The sequence below is a fragment of the Winogradskyella forsetii genome (assembly GCF_013394595.1).
Classification (GTDB): domain Bacteria; phylum Bacteroidota; class Bacteroidia; order Flavobacteriales; family Flavobacteriaceae; genus Winogradskyella; species Winogradskyella forsetii.
The window spans coordinates 3,037,392-3,054,110 of the sequence record NZ_CP053348.1 but is presented as its reverse complement, the minus strand read 5'-3'; the positions used below and the strand labels follow the sequence as shown (position 1 = coordinate 3,054,110).

The following is a 16,719-nucleotide window of genomic DNA, read 5'->3' as shown; positions in this document are numbered from 1 at the left end:
TTTGATTAAATAAATAAAACATTACATTTGCAGTCCGTTAGAAATAGCGGACTTTTTTTAAGCCGATTTTCGACAGTAAAAGAGTAAGAAAAAGCCGATGTAGCTCAGCTGGCTAGAGCAGCTGATTTGTAATCAGCAGGTCGTGGGTTCGAGTCCCTCCATCGGCTCTTAAATTGAAATATTGAGGAGGTAATAATTTTAAGGTCTGAATTAAGGCTTTTAAAATTAAATGGGGTGAGAAGTCTATGCTGAGCATAGCCGAAGTAAGTCCCTCCATCGACTCTAAATTCCTTCTAAAGAAGGGTCTCAGATTTATAAACTTGAGAGCGTTAATTGAAATTATTGTTTTTGGAATTTTAGAATTTTAAAAACTATTTGGGGAGATACTCAAGCGGCCAACGAGGACAGACTGTAAATCTGTTGGTTTCACCTTCGCAGGTTCGAATCCTGCTCTCCCCACAAATTGAGCTTATTGCTGAAAGAGGATCTTCGCAGGTTCTCCTGACGCTTCGGGACTGCTCTCCCCACAAAGAATTTTTTATAAGAAGTTGTCAAAAGCTCGCTTTTGTAAAACTGCGTTAAAAAATTCTTTGGATTGGGTCACCAATCCAGGATCACTGAGCAGAGCGATGTAATCCTTCTTAAGAATAAAATTTGGATAAAAGCTGAAATGCTTTTAAACTGAAATTTTTATTGGATAGAGGATTTAGCTCGATAGAGTAATCCAATTAAAACATGAAAATTTGAAATATTGAAACCTTTCAAAATGTAAAAATTTTGATAAAATGCGAGAGTAGCTCAGTTGGTAGAGCGTCAGCCTTCCAAGCTGAATGTCGCCGGTTCGAACCCGGTCTCTCGCTCAAAAGAGCGAAGAACGTGAGAGAAGTTTATGCTGAGCGTTGTTGAAGTAAACCCGGTCTCTCGCTCTAAAATTCCTGCGAAGGCAGGAATCTCATTCTTCGCGATGAGGACTTAAACACTTTACGCCGGTGTAGCTCAGGGGTAGAGCGTTTCCTTGGTAAGGAAGAGGTCACGAGTTCAAATCTCGTCATTGGCTCTTTTTCTGAGATCAGAAAAAAAATAACAATTGAACACTAATTATTAAATAAGATTAAAATAAATTAAACATGGCAAAGGCAACTTTCGATCGTTCAAAACCACACTTAAATATTGGTACTATTGGACACGTAGATCACGGTAAAACAACTTTAACTGCTGCTATTACTAAAGTATTAGCTGATGCAGGTTTATCTGAAGCAAGATCATTTGATCAAATTGATAATGCACCAGAAGAAAAAGAAAGAGGTATAACAATTAATACTTCTCACGTAGAATATGCAACTGCAAATCGTCATTATGCTCACGTTGACTGTCCAGGTCACGCGGATTACGTAAAGAACATGGTTACAGGTGCTGCTCAAATGGATGGTGCTATCTTGGTTGTTGCTGCAACAGATGGTCCTATGCCACAAACTCGTGAGCATATCTTACTTGGTCGTCAGGTAGGTATTCCTCGTATGGTTGTATTCATGAATAAAGTGGATATGGTTGATGACGAAGAATTACTAGAATTGGTTGAAATGGAAATCAGAGATTTGTTATCATTCTACGAATATGATGGTGACAATGGTCCTGTAGTAGCAGGTTCTGCTTTAGGTGCACTTAACGGTGAACAAAAGTGGGTTGATACTGTAATGGAATTGATGAAGGAAGTTGATGCTTGGATTGAAGAGCCTGTTCGTGATATGGATAAGCCTTTCTTAATGCCTATTGAAGATGTATTCTCAATTACAGGTCGTGGAACTGTTGCAACTGGTCGTATTGAAACTGGTGTAGCTAACACAGGTGATCCAGTTGAGATTATCGGTATGGGTGCTGAGAAATTAACATCTACTATTACTGGTATCGAGATGTTCCGTCAAATATTAGATAGAGGTGAAGCTGGTGATAACGCTGGTATCTTATTAAGAGGTATTGAGAAGTCTCAAATCTCTAGAGGTATGGTAATTACTAAGCCAGGTTCTGTTACACCACACGCTAAGTTTAAAGCTGAGGTTTACGTTCTGAAAAAAGAAGAAGGTGGACGTCATACTCCATTTCATAATAACTACCGTCCTCAGTTCTACGTACGTACAACTGACGTAACTGGAAATATCCAATTACCTGATGGAGTAGAGATGGTAATGCCTGGAGATAACTTAACAATTACAGTTGAGTTGATACAACCAATTGCAATGAACGTAGGTTTACGTTTCGCTATCCGTGAAGGTGGTAGAACAGTTGGTGCTGGTCAGGTTACTGAGATTTTAGACTAAATCAAAATAGTTAAATAAATAATTAAGGTGTCTCGATATTTCGGGACGCCTTGATTATTGTTTACGGGTTTACCTGCCTGCAGTAGGCAGGGCTCAGAACTGAGCGCTATAAAAACTAGTAAATTATAATATTTAAAGCCATAGTTTTAATTAAGAAATTATAGCTTTTCTACGGGTTTAGCTCAGTTGGTAGAGCACTGGTCTCCAAAACCAGGTGTCGTGAGTTCGAGTCTCTCAACCCGTGCTAAATAAAAATAAGCTTCATTTAAGCTTTAATAATAAAGAATCAAATGGCAGGATTAATCACATATATAAAGGAATCGTTTGAAGAGTTAAAGAATAACGTGTCTTGGACACCTTGGCCAGAAGCTCAAAAGTTAACAGTTATTGTTGCTGTGTTTTCAATTATATTTTCATTGGCCATTTGGGGAGTTGATACTGTTTTTAGTAGAGCGGTTAAGGCTTATTTTGAAATGATTCACTAACAATTATACAAGAAGAAGATGTCTGATAAAAAATGGTATGTTGTTAGAGCGGTAAGCGGTCAAGAGAATAAAATCAAAAGCTATATTGAGAATGAGATTTCAAGATTAGGTTTAGAAGATTTTGTTGATCAAGTCTTAGTGCCAACAGAAAAAGTAATCCAAATTCGTAACGGAAAGAAAATAAACAAAGAGAAAGTTTATTTTCCGGGTTACATTATGGTTCAAGCGAATTTAAGTGGTGAGATCCCTCACATTATTAAATCAATTACAAATGTTATTGGTTTCTTAGGTGAAACAAAAGGTGGTGACCCTGTACCTTTAAGACAATCTGAAGTAAACAGAATGTTAGGAAAAGTAGATGAATTGTCTGTTGAAGCTGATGCTAACGTAGCGATTCCATTTACAAAAGGGGAAACTGTAAAAGTTATCGACGGACCATTCAATGGTTTTGATGGCACCATCGAAAAAATTAATGAAGAAAAGCGTAAGCTTGAGGTAATGGTTAAGATTTTCGGAAGAAAAACACCATTGGAGTTAAGTTATATGCAAGTAGAAAAAGTATAATAATTGTTACATAAAGAGCGATTTATCTATGCTTCCATTATAGATAATCGTAATAAACATTAAGAAATGGCAAAAGAAATAGACAAAGTAGTTAAGCTACAAGTTCGGGGAGGTGCTGCGAATCCATCGCCACCGGTAGGACCCGCTTTAGGTGCCGCTGGAGTAAATATCATGGAGTTCTGTAAGCAGTTTAATGCGAGAACACAAGATAGACCAGGTAAAGTATTACCTGTGGTAATTTCGGTTTTCAAAGACAAATCATTTGACTTTGTAATCAAAACTCCACCAGCAGCAGTACAATTATTAGAAGCGGCCAAAGTAAAGAAAGGATCAGGAGAACCAAACCGACGTAAAGTAGCAAAAGTAACTTGGGATCAAGTTAAAGCGATTGCTCAAGACAAAATGGTAGATTTAAATGCCTTTGAAATCGGATCAGCTATGAAAATGGTTGCCGGTACAGCAAGATCGATGGGTATCACTGTTAAAGGAGGAGAAGCTCCAAACTAAATTTTTTAGAAATGGCAAGATTAACAAAGAAGAAAAAAGAGGCACAAGCAAAGGTAGATAATAATAAAATTTACTCTTTAGAAGAAGCTTCAGCATTACTAAAAGAGATTACATATACAAAGTTTGATGCTTCTATCGATTTAGCAATCAGATTAGGTGTAGATCCACGTAAAGCCAATCAAATGGTTCGTGGTGTAGTTTCGTTACCACACGGTACAGGTAAAGATATGAAGGTTCTTGCACTTGTAACTCCAGATAAAGAAGAAGAAGCTAAAGAAGCTGGCGCTGATTATGTAGGGTTAGATGAATACTTACAGAAAATTAAAGATGGTTGGACGGACGTTGACGTTATCGTTACTATGCCAAGCATCATGGGTAAGTTAGGACCGTTAGGTAGAGTATTAGGACCAAGAGGTCTTATGCCAAACCCTAAGACAGGAACAGTAACTATGGACGTAGCTAAAGCAGTTGCAGAAGTAAAAGCTGGTAAGATAGATTTTAAAGTAGATAAAACAGGAATTGTACATGCGCCAATAGGTAAAGCTTCATTTAGTGAAGATAAGATTGTGGGCAATGCAAAAGAATTATTATCTACAATCATGAAGTTAAAGCCAACTGCTTCAAAAGGGGTTTATGTAAAGAGCATTTATATGTCCAGCACCATGAGTCCAAGTATAGCAATTGACACAAAAATAGGATAGTAGTTAAACTTAGAATATTATGACAAGAGAAGAAAAATCCCAAGTAATTGAAGAGTTGACTGCTCAATTAGCAGATAATACAAATATCTATTTAACAGATATTTCTGGATTAGATGCAGTAGCGACTTCAAATTTAAGAAGAGCGTGTTTCAAGTCTAACATTAAGTTAGCCGTGGTTAAGAATACACTTTTAGAGAAAGCAATGGCTGCATCGGACAAAGAATTCGGTGACTTACCAACGACTTTAAAAGGTAATACATCAGTAATGTATTCTGAAACAGGAAACGCACCAGCCAAAGTAATTAAAGAATTCCGCAAGAAATCTGAAAAGCCTTTATTAAAAGGAGCTTTCATTGAGGAGTCTATTTACATTGGCGACGATTTACTAGATGCATTAGTAGATATTAAGTCGAGAGAAGAACTTATTGGCGACATTGTAGCATTGTTACAGTCTCCAGCTAAAAACGTTATCTCTGCGCTTAAATCTAGTGGTGGAACCATCGCAGGTATCGTTAAAACATTATCCGAAAGAGAAGGATAATAGAATAAGCACACACAATAGAAAATTAAATTATAACACACATTATTAAACATTAGAAAAATGGCAGATTTAAAAGATTTCGCGGAACAATTAGTTAACCTTACAGTAAAAGAAGTTAACGAATTAGCAACTATATTAAAAGATGAGTACGGTATTGAGCCTGCAGCTGCTGCTGTAGCTATGGCTGGTCCTGCTGCTGGTGGTGGAGAAGCTGCTGAGGAGCAAACTGAATTCGATGTTATCTTAACTGCTGCAGGTGGTTCTAAACTAGCTGTAGTAAAATTAGTTAAGGAATTAACTGGTTTAGGTTTAAAAGATGCTAAAGGTTTAGTTGATGATGCACCAAGCCCAATTAAGGAAGGTGTAGCAAAAGACGAAGCTGAAGCATTGAAAGCTCAGTTAGAAGAAGCTGGAGCAGAGGTAGAGCTTAAGTAAGCTTACTCATTCCAACAATTTAAGGTTTAGTTTTATCCCGCATTATTTGCGGGATAAGACCTAAACCATTTTGTGTATATAAGCGTTATATACATTATTTAGTTTTTATTTATTAAAATCTCGTTCATCAATGTTAGCAAAAAAGGCTGAAAGAATTAATTTCTCTTCTATTGTAAATAGAACAGATTACCCAGACTTTTTGGATATCCAAATTAAATCCTTCCAGGATTTTTTCCAATTAGAAACAAAGTCAGAAGAAAGAGGTACTGAAGGTTTGTACAACACCTTCATGGAGAACTTCCCGATAACAGACACGCGTAATCAATTCGTACTAGAATTTTTAGATTACTTTATTGATCCTCCAAGATATTCTATAGAAGAATGTATTGAAAGAGGGTTAACTTACAGTGTGCCTTTAAAAGCAAGATTGAAGTTGTATTGTACAGATCCAGAACATGAGGATTTCGAAACAATCGTTCAGGATGTATATTTAGGTACTATTCCTTACATGACACCGAGTGGTACATTTTGTATCAATGGTGCAGAACGTGTAGTGGTTTCTCAGTTACACAGATCGCCTGGTGTTTTCTTTAGCCAGTCTTTCCATGCCAATGGAACTAAATTATATTCTGCAAGAGTTATTCCTTTCAAAGGATCTTGGATAGAATTTGCTACAGACATTAACAGTGTAATGTATGCTTACATTGATAGAAAGAAAAAGTTACCTGTTACTACTTTGTTTAGAGCCATCGGTTTTGAGCGTGATAAAGATATTTTAGAGATTTTTGACCTTGCTGAAGAAGTTAAGGTTTCAAAATCTGGATTAAAGAAAGTTATCGGTCGTAAGTTAGCTGCTCGTGTATTGAATACATGGCACGAGGATTTCGTTGATGAAGATACTGGTGAAGTAGTATCTATTGAACGTAACGAAATTGTATTGGATCGTGATACTGAAATCGATAAAGATAATATTGAAGAAATTCTTGAAGCTGAAGTTAAAACGATTCTTTTACATAAAGAAAGTGCGCAACAAGGCGATTACGCAATTATTCATAATACCTTACAGAAAGATCCAACAAACTCTGAAAAAGAAGCTGTTGAGCACATCTACCGTCAATTACGTAATGCTGAGCCGCCAGATGAGGAAACCGCTCGTGGTATAATTGACAAATTATTCTTCTCTGACCAACGTTACTCTTTAGGTGAAGTAGGTCGTTACAGAATGAACAAGAAATTACAGTTAGATATTGGAATGGATAAGCAAGTGCTTACCAAAGAAGATATCATAACGATTATTAAATATTTAATTGAGCTTATCAACTCTAAAGCAGAGATTGATGATATCGATCACTTATCTAACCGTCGTGTGCGTACAGTAGGTGAGCAGTTATCTTCTCAGTTTGGTGTTGGTTTAGCACGTATGGCTCGTACTATTCGTGAGCGTATGAACGTTCGTGATAACGAAGTGTTTACACCAATAGATTTAATTAATGCTAAGACTCTATCGTCTGTTATTAATTCTTTCTTTGGAACGAATCAGCTATCTCAATTTATGGATCAAACGAATCCTTTAGCAGAGATTACGCACAAGCGTCGTCTTTCAGCATTAGGACCAGGTGGTTTATCTAGAGAAAGAGCAGGTTTCGAAGTACGTGATGTTCACTATACACACTACGGACGTTTATGTCCTATTGAAACACCAGAAGGACCAAACATTGGTTTGATTTCTTCTTTATCTGTATTTGCCAAAGTAAATGCAATGGGCTTCATTGAGACGCCTTACCGTAAAGTGGATAACGGTGTTGTAGATATTAAAAATGCACCAACATATCTAAGTGCCGAAGAGGAGGAAGATATGCTAATTGCGCAAGCAACAATTAAGGTTGATGACAAAGGAAAAATATTAGCAGATAAGATTATCTCTCGTCAAGAAGGTGATTTCCCTGTTATTGATCCTTCAAACGTTAACTATACCGATGTTGCGCCTAACCAAATTGCATCGATTTCAGCGTCATTAATCCCATTCTTGGAACATGATGATGCCAACCGTGCATTGATGGGATCTAACATGATGCGGCAGGCCGTTCCTTTATTACGTCCAGAAGCACCAATCGTTGGAACTGGTTTAGAGCGTCAAGTCGCATCAGATTCTAGAGTGTTGATTAATGCTGAAGGCGCTGGTACTGTTGAATATGTAGATGCTGAAAAAATCACTATTAAGTACGAACGTACAGAGGAAGCTGCAATGGTTAGTTTTGATAGTGACACAAAAACATATCCTTTAGTTAAATTCAGAAAAACAAACCAAGGAACTTCGATTAACTTAAAGCCTATTGTCGTAAAAGGTGATAAGGTTGTAAAAGGTCAAGTCCTTTGTGAAGGTTATGCAACCGAAAATGGTGAATTAGCACTTGGTAGAAATATGAAAGTAGCCTTTATGCCTTGGAAAGGGTATAACTTTGAGGATGCGATTGTAATTTCTGAAAAAGTAGTAAGGGAAGATGTATTTACATCTATTCATATCGATGAATATTCATTGGAAGTTAGAGACACCAAATTAGGTAACGAAGAATTAACTAACGATATTCCTAACGTTTCTGAAGAAGCAACTAAGGATTTAGATGAAAATGGAATGATTCGCATTGGTGCGGAAATCAAACCAGGTGATATCTTAATTGGTAAGATTACGCCGAAAGGGGAATCAGATCCTACGCCAGAAGAAAAGTTGCTTCGTGCCATCTTTGGTGATAAAGCAGGTGATGTTAAGGATGCGTCTTTAAAAGCATCTCCATCTTTAAATGGTGTTGTTATCGATAAGAAATTATTTGCGAGAGCAGTAAAAGATAAACGTAAGAGAGCACAAGACAAAGAAGATATTGAAAAGCTGGAAGATGCTTACGATAACAGATTCGATGATCTTAAAAGTATCGTTGTAGAAAAATTATTCAACATCGTTAACGGAAAAACAGCTCAAGGAATTTATAATGATTTAGGAGAGGAAATTATTCCAAAAGGTAAAAAATATACCTTAAAAATGTTAAATGCTGTGGATGATTATACGCATTTAACATCAGGAAAATGGACAACTGACGATCATACCAATGAACTTGTTGCAGATTTAATCCATAACTATAAGATTAAGGAAAATGATCTTCAAGGGTCTTTAAGACGTGAGAAGTTTACCATCTCTGTAGGTGATGAATTACCAGCTGGTATTATTAAATTAGCTAAGGTTTATATCGCTAAGAAACGTAAGCTTAAAGTAGGTGATAAAATGGCAGGTCGTCACGGTAACAAAGGTATTGTGGCTCGTATCGTTCGTCAAGAAGATATGCCTTTCTTAGAAGATGGAACTCCGGTTGATATTGTATTGAATCCACTTGGTGTACCGTCTCGTATGAATATTGGTCAAATCTATGAAACTGTTTTAGGTTGGGCTGGTAAAGATTTAGGAAGAAAGTATGCAACTCCAATTTTTGATGGTGCAACTTTAGACCAGATTAATGAATATACAGATGAAGCTGGTATTCCAAGATTCGGTCATACCTATCTATATGATGGTGGAACAGGTGATCGTTTCGATCAACCAGCAACAGTTGGTGTCATCTACATGATTAAACTGGGTCACATGATTGACGATAAAATGCACGCACGTTCCATAGGACCATACTCATTAATTACGCAACAACCATTAGGTGGTAAAGCACAATTTGGTGGACAGCGTTTTGGAGAGATGGAAGTTTGGGCACTTGAAGCCTATGGCGCATCAAGTACACTACGTGAGATCTTAACTGTAAAATCAGATGACGTGATTGGTAGAGCAAAAACTTACGAAGCAATCGTTAAGGGAGAGCCAATGCCAGAACCAGGATTACCAGAATCTTTTAATGTACTTATGCACGAATTAAAAGGTTTAGGATTAGATATTAGATTAGAAGAATAATTTTATAGTTGACAGTCTCAGTTTACAGTCGGCACAATTTGCTAACTGAAAACTGCGACTGCGACTGAATACTATAAAGAAATGGCAAGAAGACAAGATAAGAATACAGTACAGAAATTTAATAAAATTTCTATTGGTTTAGCTTCTCCAGAGTCTGTTTTAGCAGAATCTCGTGGAGAGGTATTAAAGCCAGAAACTATTAATTATCGAACTCACAAACCAGAAAGAGATGGTTTGTTCTGTGAGCGTATTTTTGGTCCAGTAAAGGATTTTGAATGTGCTTGTGGTAAATATAAAAGAATACGTTACAAGGGTATTGTTTGTGACCGTTGTGGTGTAGAAGTAACAGAAAAGAAAGTACGTAGAGATCGTGTAGGTCACATCAATTTAGTTGTGCCCGTAGCGCATATCTGGTATTTCCGTTCGTTACCAAATAAAATAGGTTACCTTCTTGGATTACCATCTAAGAAATTAGATATGATTATCTATTATGAGCGTTACGTGGTTATTCAACCCGGTATTGCCATGAATGCTGAAGGCGAACCAGTACAAAAAATGGATTTCTTAACGGAAGAAGAGTACCTAAACATTTTAGAATCTATTCCTCAAGAGAATCAATATTTAGATGATACAGACCCTAACAAATTCATCGCTAAGATGGGTGCTGAGTGTCTTATCGATTTATTAGCAAGAATTGATTTAGATCAATTGTCTTATGATTTAAGACATAAAGCTAATAACGAAACCTCTAAGCAACGTAAAACTGAGGCGTTAAAGCGTTTACAAGTTGTAGAGGCGTTTAGAGATTCAAATTTAAACAGAGAGAACAGACCAGAGTGGATGATCATGAAGGCTGTTCCTGTAATTCCACCAGAATTAAGACCTTTAGTGCCTTTAGATGGTGGTCGTTTTGCAACTTCAGATTTAAATGATTTGTATCGTCGTGTAATTATCCGTAACAATCGTTTGAAGCGATTGGTAGAGATAAAAGCACCAGAAGTGATTTTACGTAATGAAAAACGTATGTTACAAGAATCAGTAGATTCATTATTTGATAACACACGAAAGTCATCTGCTGTAAAAACAGATTCTAACAGACCATTAAAATCATTATCAGATTCACTTAAAGGTAAGCAAGGACGTTTCCGTCAAAACTTATTAGGTAAGCGTGTTGATTATTCTGCACGTTCTGTAATTGTTGTTGGACCAGAATTAAAATTATTTGAATGTGGATTGCCAAAAGGAATGGCAGCAGAGCTTTACAAACCATTTATCATCAGAAAGCTGATTGAAAGAGGTATTGTAAAAACGGTTAAATCTGCAAAGAAAATTATAGATAGAAAAGAGCCTGTAGTTTGGGATATCTTAGAAAATGTTTTAAAAGGACATCCAGTACTTTTAAATCGTGCTCCTACCTTACACAGACTTGGTATTCAAGCTTTCCAACCTAAGCTTATTGAAGGTAAGGCGATTCAGTTACACCCATTAGTATGTACGGCTTTTAACGCCGATTTCGATGGTGATCAGATGGCTGTGCATTTACCATTAGGACCAGAAGCGATTTTAGAATGTCAATTATTAATGTTGGCGTCACATAATATATTGAATCCGGCTAACGGGTCTCCAGTTACTGTACCTTCTCAGGATATGGTACTTGGTTTATATTATATGACTAAGTTGCGTAAAACGGATGAAAATTATACCGTTAAAGGTGAAGGTTTAACGTTCTACTCTCCTGAAGAAGTTACTATTGCTTACAATGAGAAGAAAGTGGACTTAAACGCTGGAATCAAAGTAAGAACTTACGATTTCAATGAAGAAGGTGAATTAACAAAACAAATTATAGAAACTACTGTAGGTCGTGTACTATTCAACGAAAAAGTACCAGCAGCAGCAGGTTATATCAATGAGGTATTAACTAAAAAGTCTTTAAGGGAAATCATTCATGGTGTCCTTAAAAAGACAAGTGTACCAGAAACGGCAGATTTCCTTGATGAGATTAAGACTCAAGGCTACAAGTTTGCATTTCAAGGTGGACTATCCTTTAGTTTAGGTGATATTATTATTCCTTCTGAAAAGCAAGGAATGATTGATGCAGCGAACAAAGAAGTTGATGGTATTATGGGTAACTATAATATGGGACTTATAACCAACAACGAACGTTATAACCAAGTTATTGATATCTGGACATCAACAAATGCAGAACTGACAGAATTGTCAATGAAGCGTATTCGTGAGGATCAACAAGGATTTAACTCGGTGTTTATGATGCTTGATTCCGGTGCAAGGGGTTCTAAAGAGCAGATTCGTCAGTTAACAGGTATGCGTGGATTAATGGCCAAGCCTAAGAAATCTACAGCAGCAGGTGGAGAAATTATTGAGAATCCAATTCTTTCTAACTTTAAGGAAGGATTGTCAATTTTAGAATACTTTATCTCTACGCATGGTGCACGTAAAGGACTTGCAGATACAGCTCTTAAAACGGCTGATGCTGGTTACTTAACACGTCGTTTGGTAGATGTTTCGCAAGATGTCATTGTATATGAAGAAGATTGTGGTACACTAAGAGGAATCGAAGTTTCTGCACTTAAGAAAAATGAAGAAATTGTTGAGAGCTTAGAAGGTAGAATCGTTGGTAGAACATCACTTAATGATGTTTACAATCCATTAACTGAAGAGTTATTGGTAGAAGCTGGTGGTCATATTAATGATATTATCGCTAAGAAAATTGGTGATTCACCACTAGATTCTATTGAGGTGCGTTCGCCTTTATCATGTGAAGCCAAAAAAGGTATCTGTGTGAAATGTTACGGTCGTAACTTAGCTACAGGTAAGATGGTACAACGTGGTGAAGCTGTTGGTGTAGTTGCGGCACAATCCATTGGTGAACCGGGAACTCAGTTAACATTACGTACATTCCACGTTGGTGGTATTGCAAGTAACATTTCGGAAGAGAATAAATTAACGGTGAAGTTTGATGGTATTGCAGAAATTGAAGATCTTAAAACTGTAAAATCTAAAGATAACGAAGGAAAAGAAGTTGATGTCGTTATTTCAAGAACGTCAGAGTTAAAGTTAATAGATACAAAAACAGGTATCGTCTTAAGTACTAACAATATTCCTTATGGTTCATTTATTTATGTGAAACCAGGAGATAAAGTTAAGAAAGGTGACGTTATATGTTCATGGGATCCATATAATGGTGTTATTATTTCAGAATTCGCTGGTAAAGTGAAGTATGAAAACATTGAACAAGGTGTTACTTACCAAGTAGAAATTGATGAACAAACTGGTTTCCAAGAGAAAGTAATTTCAGAATCAAGAAACAAGAAATTGATTCCAACATTACTTATTGAAGATAAGAAAGGCGAAACAATCCGTTCTTACAACTTACCAGTTGGTGCGCACATAATGATCGATGATGGCGATAAAATTGAAATCGGTAAGATTTTAGTTAAGATACCTCGTAAATCTGCTAAAGCAGGTGATATTACTGGTGGTCTTCCTCGTGTAACGGAATTATTTGAAGCACGTAACCCTTCTAATCCTGCTGTTGTAAGTGCGATTGATGGTGTGGTTTCATTTGGTAAAATTAAACGTGGTAACCGTGAGATTATAATCGAATCCAAATTAGGTGAGGTTAAAAAATACTTGGTCAAATTATCTAATCAAATTCTTGTACAGGAAAATGATTACGTTAAAGCAGGTATGCCTCTATCGGATGGTTCTATAACACCAAACGATATTCTTAATATCAAAGGCCCATCAGCAGTTCAACAATACTTAGTAAACGAAGTACAAGAAGTATATCGTTTACAGGGTGTAAAGATTAATGATAAGCACTTTGAAGTTGTTGTAAGACAGATGATGCGTAAAGTTAGAATCATTGATTCTGGTGATACCATTTTCTTAGAAAACCAATTAGTTCATAAATCTGATTTCATTGAAGAGAATGATAAGATTTTCGGAATGAAAGTGGTGGAAGATGCTGGTGATTCAGATAATATGAAGTCTGGTCAAATTGTAACCGTTAGAGATCTAAGAGATGAAAACTCTAGCTTACGAAGAGAAGATAAGAATCTTGTAACTGCAAGAGATGCGAGTCCTGCGACTGCAACTCCAATATTACAAGGTATCACGAGAGCATCGTTACAAACTAAGTCGTTTATATCTGCAGCATCGTTCCAAGAAACTACCAAGGTTCTAAACGAAGCAGCTGTAAATGGTAAGGTCGATTCTCTTGAAGGACTTAAAGAAAATGTAATTGTTGGTCATAGAATACCAGCAGGAACAGGTGTTAGAGAATACGAAAACATCATTGTAGGTTCTAAACAAGAATTTAATGAAATGATGAAGGCTAAAGAAGAGATGAACTTCAATTAGAATTTGTCATTCCTGCGAAGGCAGGAATCTATAAAAAATAAGCCTTCACGCATTAATTTGTATGAAGGCTTTTTTATTTCAATTTCCTATAGGGTTGTTATCCTAATAGGTATATCAAGATTATTAATTAGATTTCCTTCCGATAGCTATCGGAATATAAGGAAGCATAAACAGTTTTTAAAATGGCAGAAGAAAAAAAGAATCCGAAAAAAGGACAAATAAACATAGAATTAGACGAAAAAGTTGCGGAAGGCACGTACTCCAACTTGGCAATTATTAACCATTCGGTTTCAGAGTTTGTGGTTGACTTTGTAAGTATAATGCCAGGTACGCCGAAAAGTAAGGTAAAGTCACGTATTATCTTAACCCCTCAACATGCCAAACGTTTATTGAAAGCATTAGGTGATAATGTGGTTCGTTTTGAAAAGGCACATGGAGAGATTAAAGATTACGAACAACCACCCATTCCATTAAATTTTGGACCTACAGGTCAGGCTTAAAGGAATAATTTATAAGTCAGTATTTCATTTACTCTATAAATTTTGAAATCCCAGATTAAATATTTAATCTGGGATTTTTTTTCAAATAATACTGGTTTTTAGTAGAGTTTGATATAGCCTCCTATAAAATATTATTGCGAAGAATCCCTAACAATCAGTTCAGCGTCTAGGATTATTTTATTTAAGCTCTGTTTGATCTCGTCTTTAGAAGCATGTCGAAGAAAAGCCTCTGCTGCTAAGCGACCAATATCTTCACTGTGTTGAGCGACACTTGTAATAGAAGGACTCACTAAAGACGTAAAAGGCTCATTTCCAAATCCGACTAATCTGATTTCATTCGGGACATTTATTTGGCGTTCATTTAAAACCTGTAATGCACCTAGAGCGGCATAATCGCTGGCCACATAAACGGCATCGGGTCTGTTTGTCGATTCAAGAAGAGCTTCCATTTCGCGTCTGCCATCCTCAAGTGTTAATGCGCTTTCAATAATAAGACTATCATCAATAGGTAAGTTGTTTTTCTTTAAGGCGTCAACGTAACCTCTTATTCTATTATTAAAAATTCGTGTTCGTCTATAGCCACCAATATGGGCTATACGTTTACAACCTTTTTCGACTAAATGTTTTACAATTATATGGCTACTGTCATAATCATCGATACCTACATAATCGACGTTGAGATCATTTTCACCGCGATCGAAAAGAATTAAAGGAATACCATTTTTCTTTATTTTTTCATAATGGGATAAGTCTACCGTTTCGTTTGCCATGGAAGCTATTATGCCATCGACTTGTGTATATAATAAAGTATCTATGTTTTGACATTCCTTTTCAAACGATTCGTTGGATTGTGTGATAATGATGTTGTAACCGGCTTTGTTGAGGACAGCTTCCATATTTTCTAAAACGGAAGAAAAGAAATTACTATTGGTTCTAGGTACAATAACACCAACTAAATTACTTATTCCTTTTCTTAGGGCACTTGCTAAATGGTTGGGTTGATAGTTTAATTCTTTGGCAACACGTTTAACGGCTTTCTTTGTTTTATCGCTGATACGAGAGTCGTCGTTCATGGCTTTGGAAACCGCCGCAGGAGAAATATTTAATACATTTCCGATGTCTTTTAAAGTTGTTCTTTTTTTATTCGCCAAGTTTTTTTATATTTGCTTAATCGATTAAGCAAATATAATCCTTTAGCGATAAGAATCAAAGCGAATTTGTTTTGATTTATTTTTAAAAAAGTTGCTTAATCGATTAACCAAATAACAATTTATAACTAATTAAACGAATATAAAGAATGAAAAAAGTAGTCACTTTTGGAGAAATTATGCTAAGATTAGCACCTCAAGGATTTTTAAGATTTTCACAAGCTAATAATTTTGACGCCATATATGGTGGAGGAGAATCTAACGTAGCCGTATCATTAGCAAACTATGGCGTTCCTGTAGATTTTGTAACTCGTTTACCAAAAAATGATATTGGTGAATGTGCTATGATGGAGATGCGAAAAAGAGGTGTAGGAGTAGATAAAATTATTTACGGTGGAGACCGTCTTGGAATTTACTTCTTAGAAACTGGAGCAGTCAGCAGAGGATCTAAAGTGGTATATGATAGAGCACACTCCGCTATTTCGGAAATTGAACCAGGAATGATCGACTGGAAAGCTGTATTTAAAGATGTGGCTTGGTTTCACTGGACAGGTATTACACCTGCAATTTCACAAGGTGCAGCAGATGCTTGCCTCGAAGCCGTAAAAATGGCTAGTGATATGGGCGTAACTATTTCTACGGATTTAAACTATAGAGCTAAGCTTTGGACATTCTGTGATGATAAACACAGAGAAAAAATAATGACTGAATTAACATCATATTGTGATGTTGTTTTAGGAAATGAAGAAGATGCTGAAAAACACTTTGGAATTCATCCTGAAGGTTTAGATGTACACAAGCACGGACACGATGTAAAAGCGGAAGCGTTTTTGTCAGTTTGTAAGCAAATGATGGAGAAATTTCCAAGAGCTAAAAAGGTAATTACAACCTTGAGAGGTTCAATCTCAGCATCACACAATACATGGGCTGGCGTTTTATACGACGGTAAAAAAATGTATGAAACACGCCAGTATCAAATCACTGATATTGTAGATAGAGTAGGTGGTGGAGATTCATTTATGGGTGGATTAATCTATGGCTTATTAAAATATCCTGAAGATGACCAAAATGCCTTGGATTTTGCAGTCGCTGCGTCATGTTTAAAGCATACCATTAAAGGTGATGCTAACTTAGTAACGGTTTCTGAAGTTGAAAAGCTAATGGGTGGAGATGCCTCTGGACGTGTAGCACGATAAT

12 protein-coding genes and 5 tRNA genes are annotated in these 16,719 nt (G+C 36.4%); 16 read left to right on the top strand and 1 reads right to left on the bottom strand.

All coding sequences use genetic code 11. The features are described from left to right. Nucleotides 1–93: 93 nt before the first annotated feature. From HM987_RS13265 to HM987_RS13195, 15 genes are all read left to right on the top strand, one after another. Nucleotides 94–167, top strand: a tRNA-Thr gene (locus HM987_RS13265). 210 nt (nt 168–377) lie between these two features. Next, nucleotides 378–459, top strand: a tRNA-Tyr gene (locus HM987_RS13260). A 328-nt stretch (nt 460–787) separates the two neighbouring features. Beyond that, nucleotides 788–860, top strand: a tRNA-Gly gene (locus tag HM987_RS13255). 125 nt (nt 861–985) lie between these two features. Further along, nucleotides 986–1,057: transfer RNA gene (locus tag HM987_RS13250), tRNA-Thr, on the top strand. 70 nt (nt 1,058–1,127) lie between these two features. Continuing rightward, nucleotides 1,128–2,315, top strand: coding sequence for an elongation factor Tu (tuf, locus tag HM987_RS13245; protein WP_179008537.1), 1,188 nt, complete (start codon nt 1,128–1,130; stop codon nt 2,313–2,315). A gap of 171 nt (nt 2,316–2,486) precedes the next feature. Beyond that, nucleotides 2,487–2,559 (top strand) — tRNA-Trp (locus tag HM987_RS13240). Nucleotides 2,560–2,605: 46 nt separating this feature from the next. Then, entirely contained in the window at nt 2,606–2,800 is a 195-nt protein-coding gene (secE, locus tag HM987_RS13235) for a preprotein translocase subunit SecE (RefSeq protein WP_178989339.1), read from the top strand. Nucleotides 2,801–2,818: 18 nt separating this feature from the next. Beyond that, nucleotides 2,819–3,364 (top strand): transcription termination/antitermination protein NusG, encoded by a 546-nt coding sequence (gene nusG / locus HM987_RS13230; protein WP_178989338.1) that lies wholly within the window; start codon nt 2,819–2,821, stop codon nt 3,362–3,364. A 66-nt stretch (nt 3,365–3,430) separates the two neighbouring features. Next, a complete protein-coding gene (gene rplK, locus HM987_RS13225; protein ID WP_178989337.1) occupies nt 3,431–3,871 on the top strand; it encodes a 50S ribosomal protein L11 in 441 nt (146 codons plus the stop codon). An 11-nt stretch (nt 3,872–3,882) separates the two neighbouring features. Beyond that, nucleotides 3,883–4,572 carry a 50S ribosomal protein L1 gene (rplA, locus tag HM987_RS13220; protein ID WP_178989336.1) on the top strand — a complete coding sequence of 230 codons (690 nt, stop codon included), beginning with the start codon at nt 3,883–3,885 and terminating at the stop codon, nt 4,570–4,572. 19 nt (nt 4,573–4,591) lie between these two features. Further along, complete coding sequence (gene rplJ / locus HM987_RS13215) at nt 4,592–5,113, top strand: 50S ribosomal protein L10 (RefSeq protein WP_179008536.1); 522 nt, start codon at nt 4,592–4,594, stop codon at nt 5,111–5,113. Between the two features lie 60 nt (nt 5,114–5,173). Next, nucleotides 5,174–5,548, top strand: a complete 375-nt coding sequence (rplL, locus tag HM987_RS13210) for a 50S ribosomal protein L7/L12 (protein ID WP_178989334.1) — start codon at nt 5,174–5,176, stop codon at nt 5,546–5,548. Nucleotides 5,549–5,678: 130 nt separating this feature from the next. Then, nucleotides 5,679–9,491: a DNA-directed RNA polymerase subunit beta gene (rpoB, locus tag HM987_RS13205; RefSeq protein ID WP_179008535.1), complete on the top strand. Its 3,813-nt coding sequence runs from the start codon at nt 5,679–5,681 to the stop codon at nt 9,489–9,491. An 81-nt stretch (nt 9,492–9,572) separates the two neighbouring features. Then, nucleotides 9,573–13,874: a DNA-directed RNA polymerase subunit beta' gene (gene rpoC / locus HM987_RS13200; RefSeq protein ID WP_179008534.1), complete on the top strand. Its 4,302-nt coding sequence runs from the start codon at nt 9,573–9,575 to the stop codon at nt 13,872–13,874. Nucleotides 13,875–14,056: 182 nt separating this feature from the next. Then, the gene (locus HM987_RS13195; protein WP_178989331.1) at nt 14,057–14,374 is read left to right on the top strand and encodes a DUF3467 domain-containing protein; all 318 of its coding nucleotides are present in this window, start codon (nt 14,057–14,059) and stop codon (nt 14,372–14,374) included. Between the two features lie 131 nt (nt 14,375–14,505). On the opposite strand, the gene HM987_RS13190 is transcribed toward HM987_RS13195, so the two are convergent. Next, a complete protein-coding gene (locus HM987_RS13190; RefSeq protein ID WP_179008533.1) occupies nt 14,506–15,525 on the bottom strand; it encodes a LacI family DNA-binding transcriptional regulator in 1,020 nt (339 codons plus the stop codon). Nucleotides 15,526–15,671: 146 nt separating this feature from the next. Between HM987_RS13190 and HM987_RS13185 the strand changes: the two genes are divergently transcribed. Next, entirely contained in the window at nt 15,672–16,718 is a 1,047-nt protein-coding gene (locus HM987_RS13185; RefSeq protein WP_179008532.1) for a sugar kinase, read from the top strand. The last annotated feature ends 1 nt before the right edge of the window (nt 16,719 follow it).

Coding starts and splice junctions, on each gene's coding strand:
- tuf (WP_179008537.1), top strand. CDS start 1,128: ATGGCAAAGGCAACTTTCGATCGTTCAAAACCACACTTAAATATTGGT.
- secE (WP_178989339.1), top strand. CDS start 2,606: ATGGCAGGATTAATCACATATATAAAGGAATCGTTTGAAGAGTTAAAG.
- nusG (WP_178989338.1), top strand. CDS start 2,819: ATGTCTGATAAAAAATGGTATGTTGTTAGAGCGGTAAGCGGTCAAGAG.
- rplK (WP_178989337.1), top strand. CDS start 3,431: ATGGCAAAAGAAATAGACAAAGTAGTTAAGCTACAAGTTCGGGGAGGT.
- rplA (WP_178989336.1), top strand. CDS start 3,883: ATGGCAAGATTAACAAAGAAGAAAAAAGAGGCACAAGCAAAGGTAGAT.
- rplJ (WP_179008536.1), top strand. CDS start 4,592: ATGACAAGAGAAGAAAAATCCCAAGTAATTGAAGAGTTGACTGCTCAA.
- rplL (WP_178989334.1), top strand. CDS start 5,174: ATGGCAGATTTAAAAGATTTCGCGGAACAATTAGTTAACCTTACAGTA.
- rpoB (WP_179008535.1), top strand. CDS start 5,679: ATGTTAGCAAAAAAGGCTGAAAGAATTAATTTCTCTTCTATTGTAAAT.
- rpoC (WP_179008534.1), top strand. CDS start 9,573: ATGGCAAGAAGACAAGATAAGAATACAGTACAGAAATTTAATAAAATT.
- HM987_RS13195 (WP_178989331.1), top strand. CDS start 14,057: ATGGCAGAAGAAAAAAAGAATCCGAAAAAAGGACAAATAAACATAGAA.
- HM987_RS13185 (WP_179008532.1), top strand. CDS start 15,672: ATGAAAAAAGTAGTCACTTTTGGAGAAATTATGCTAAGATTAGCACCT.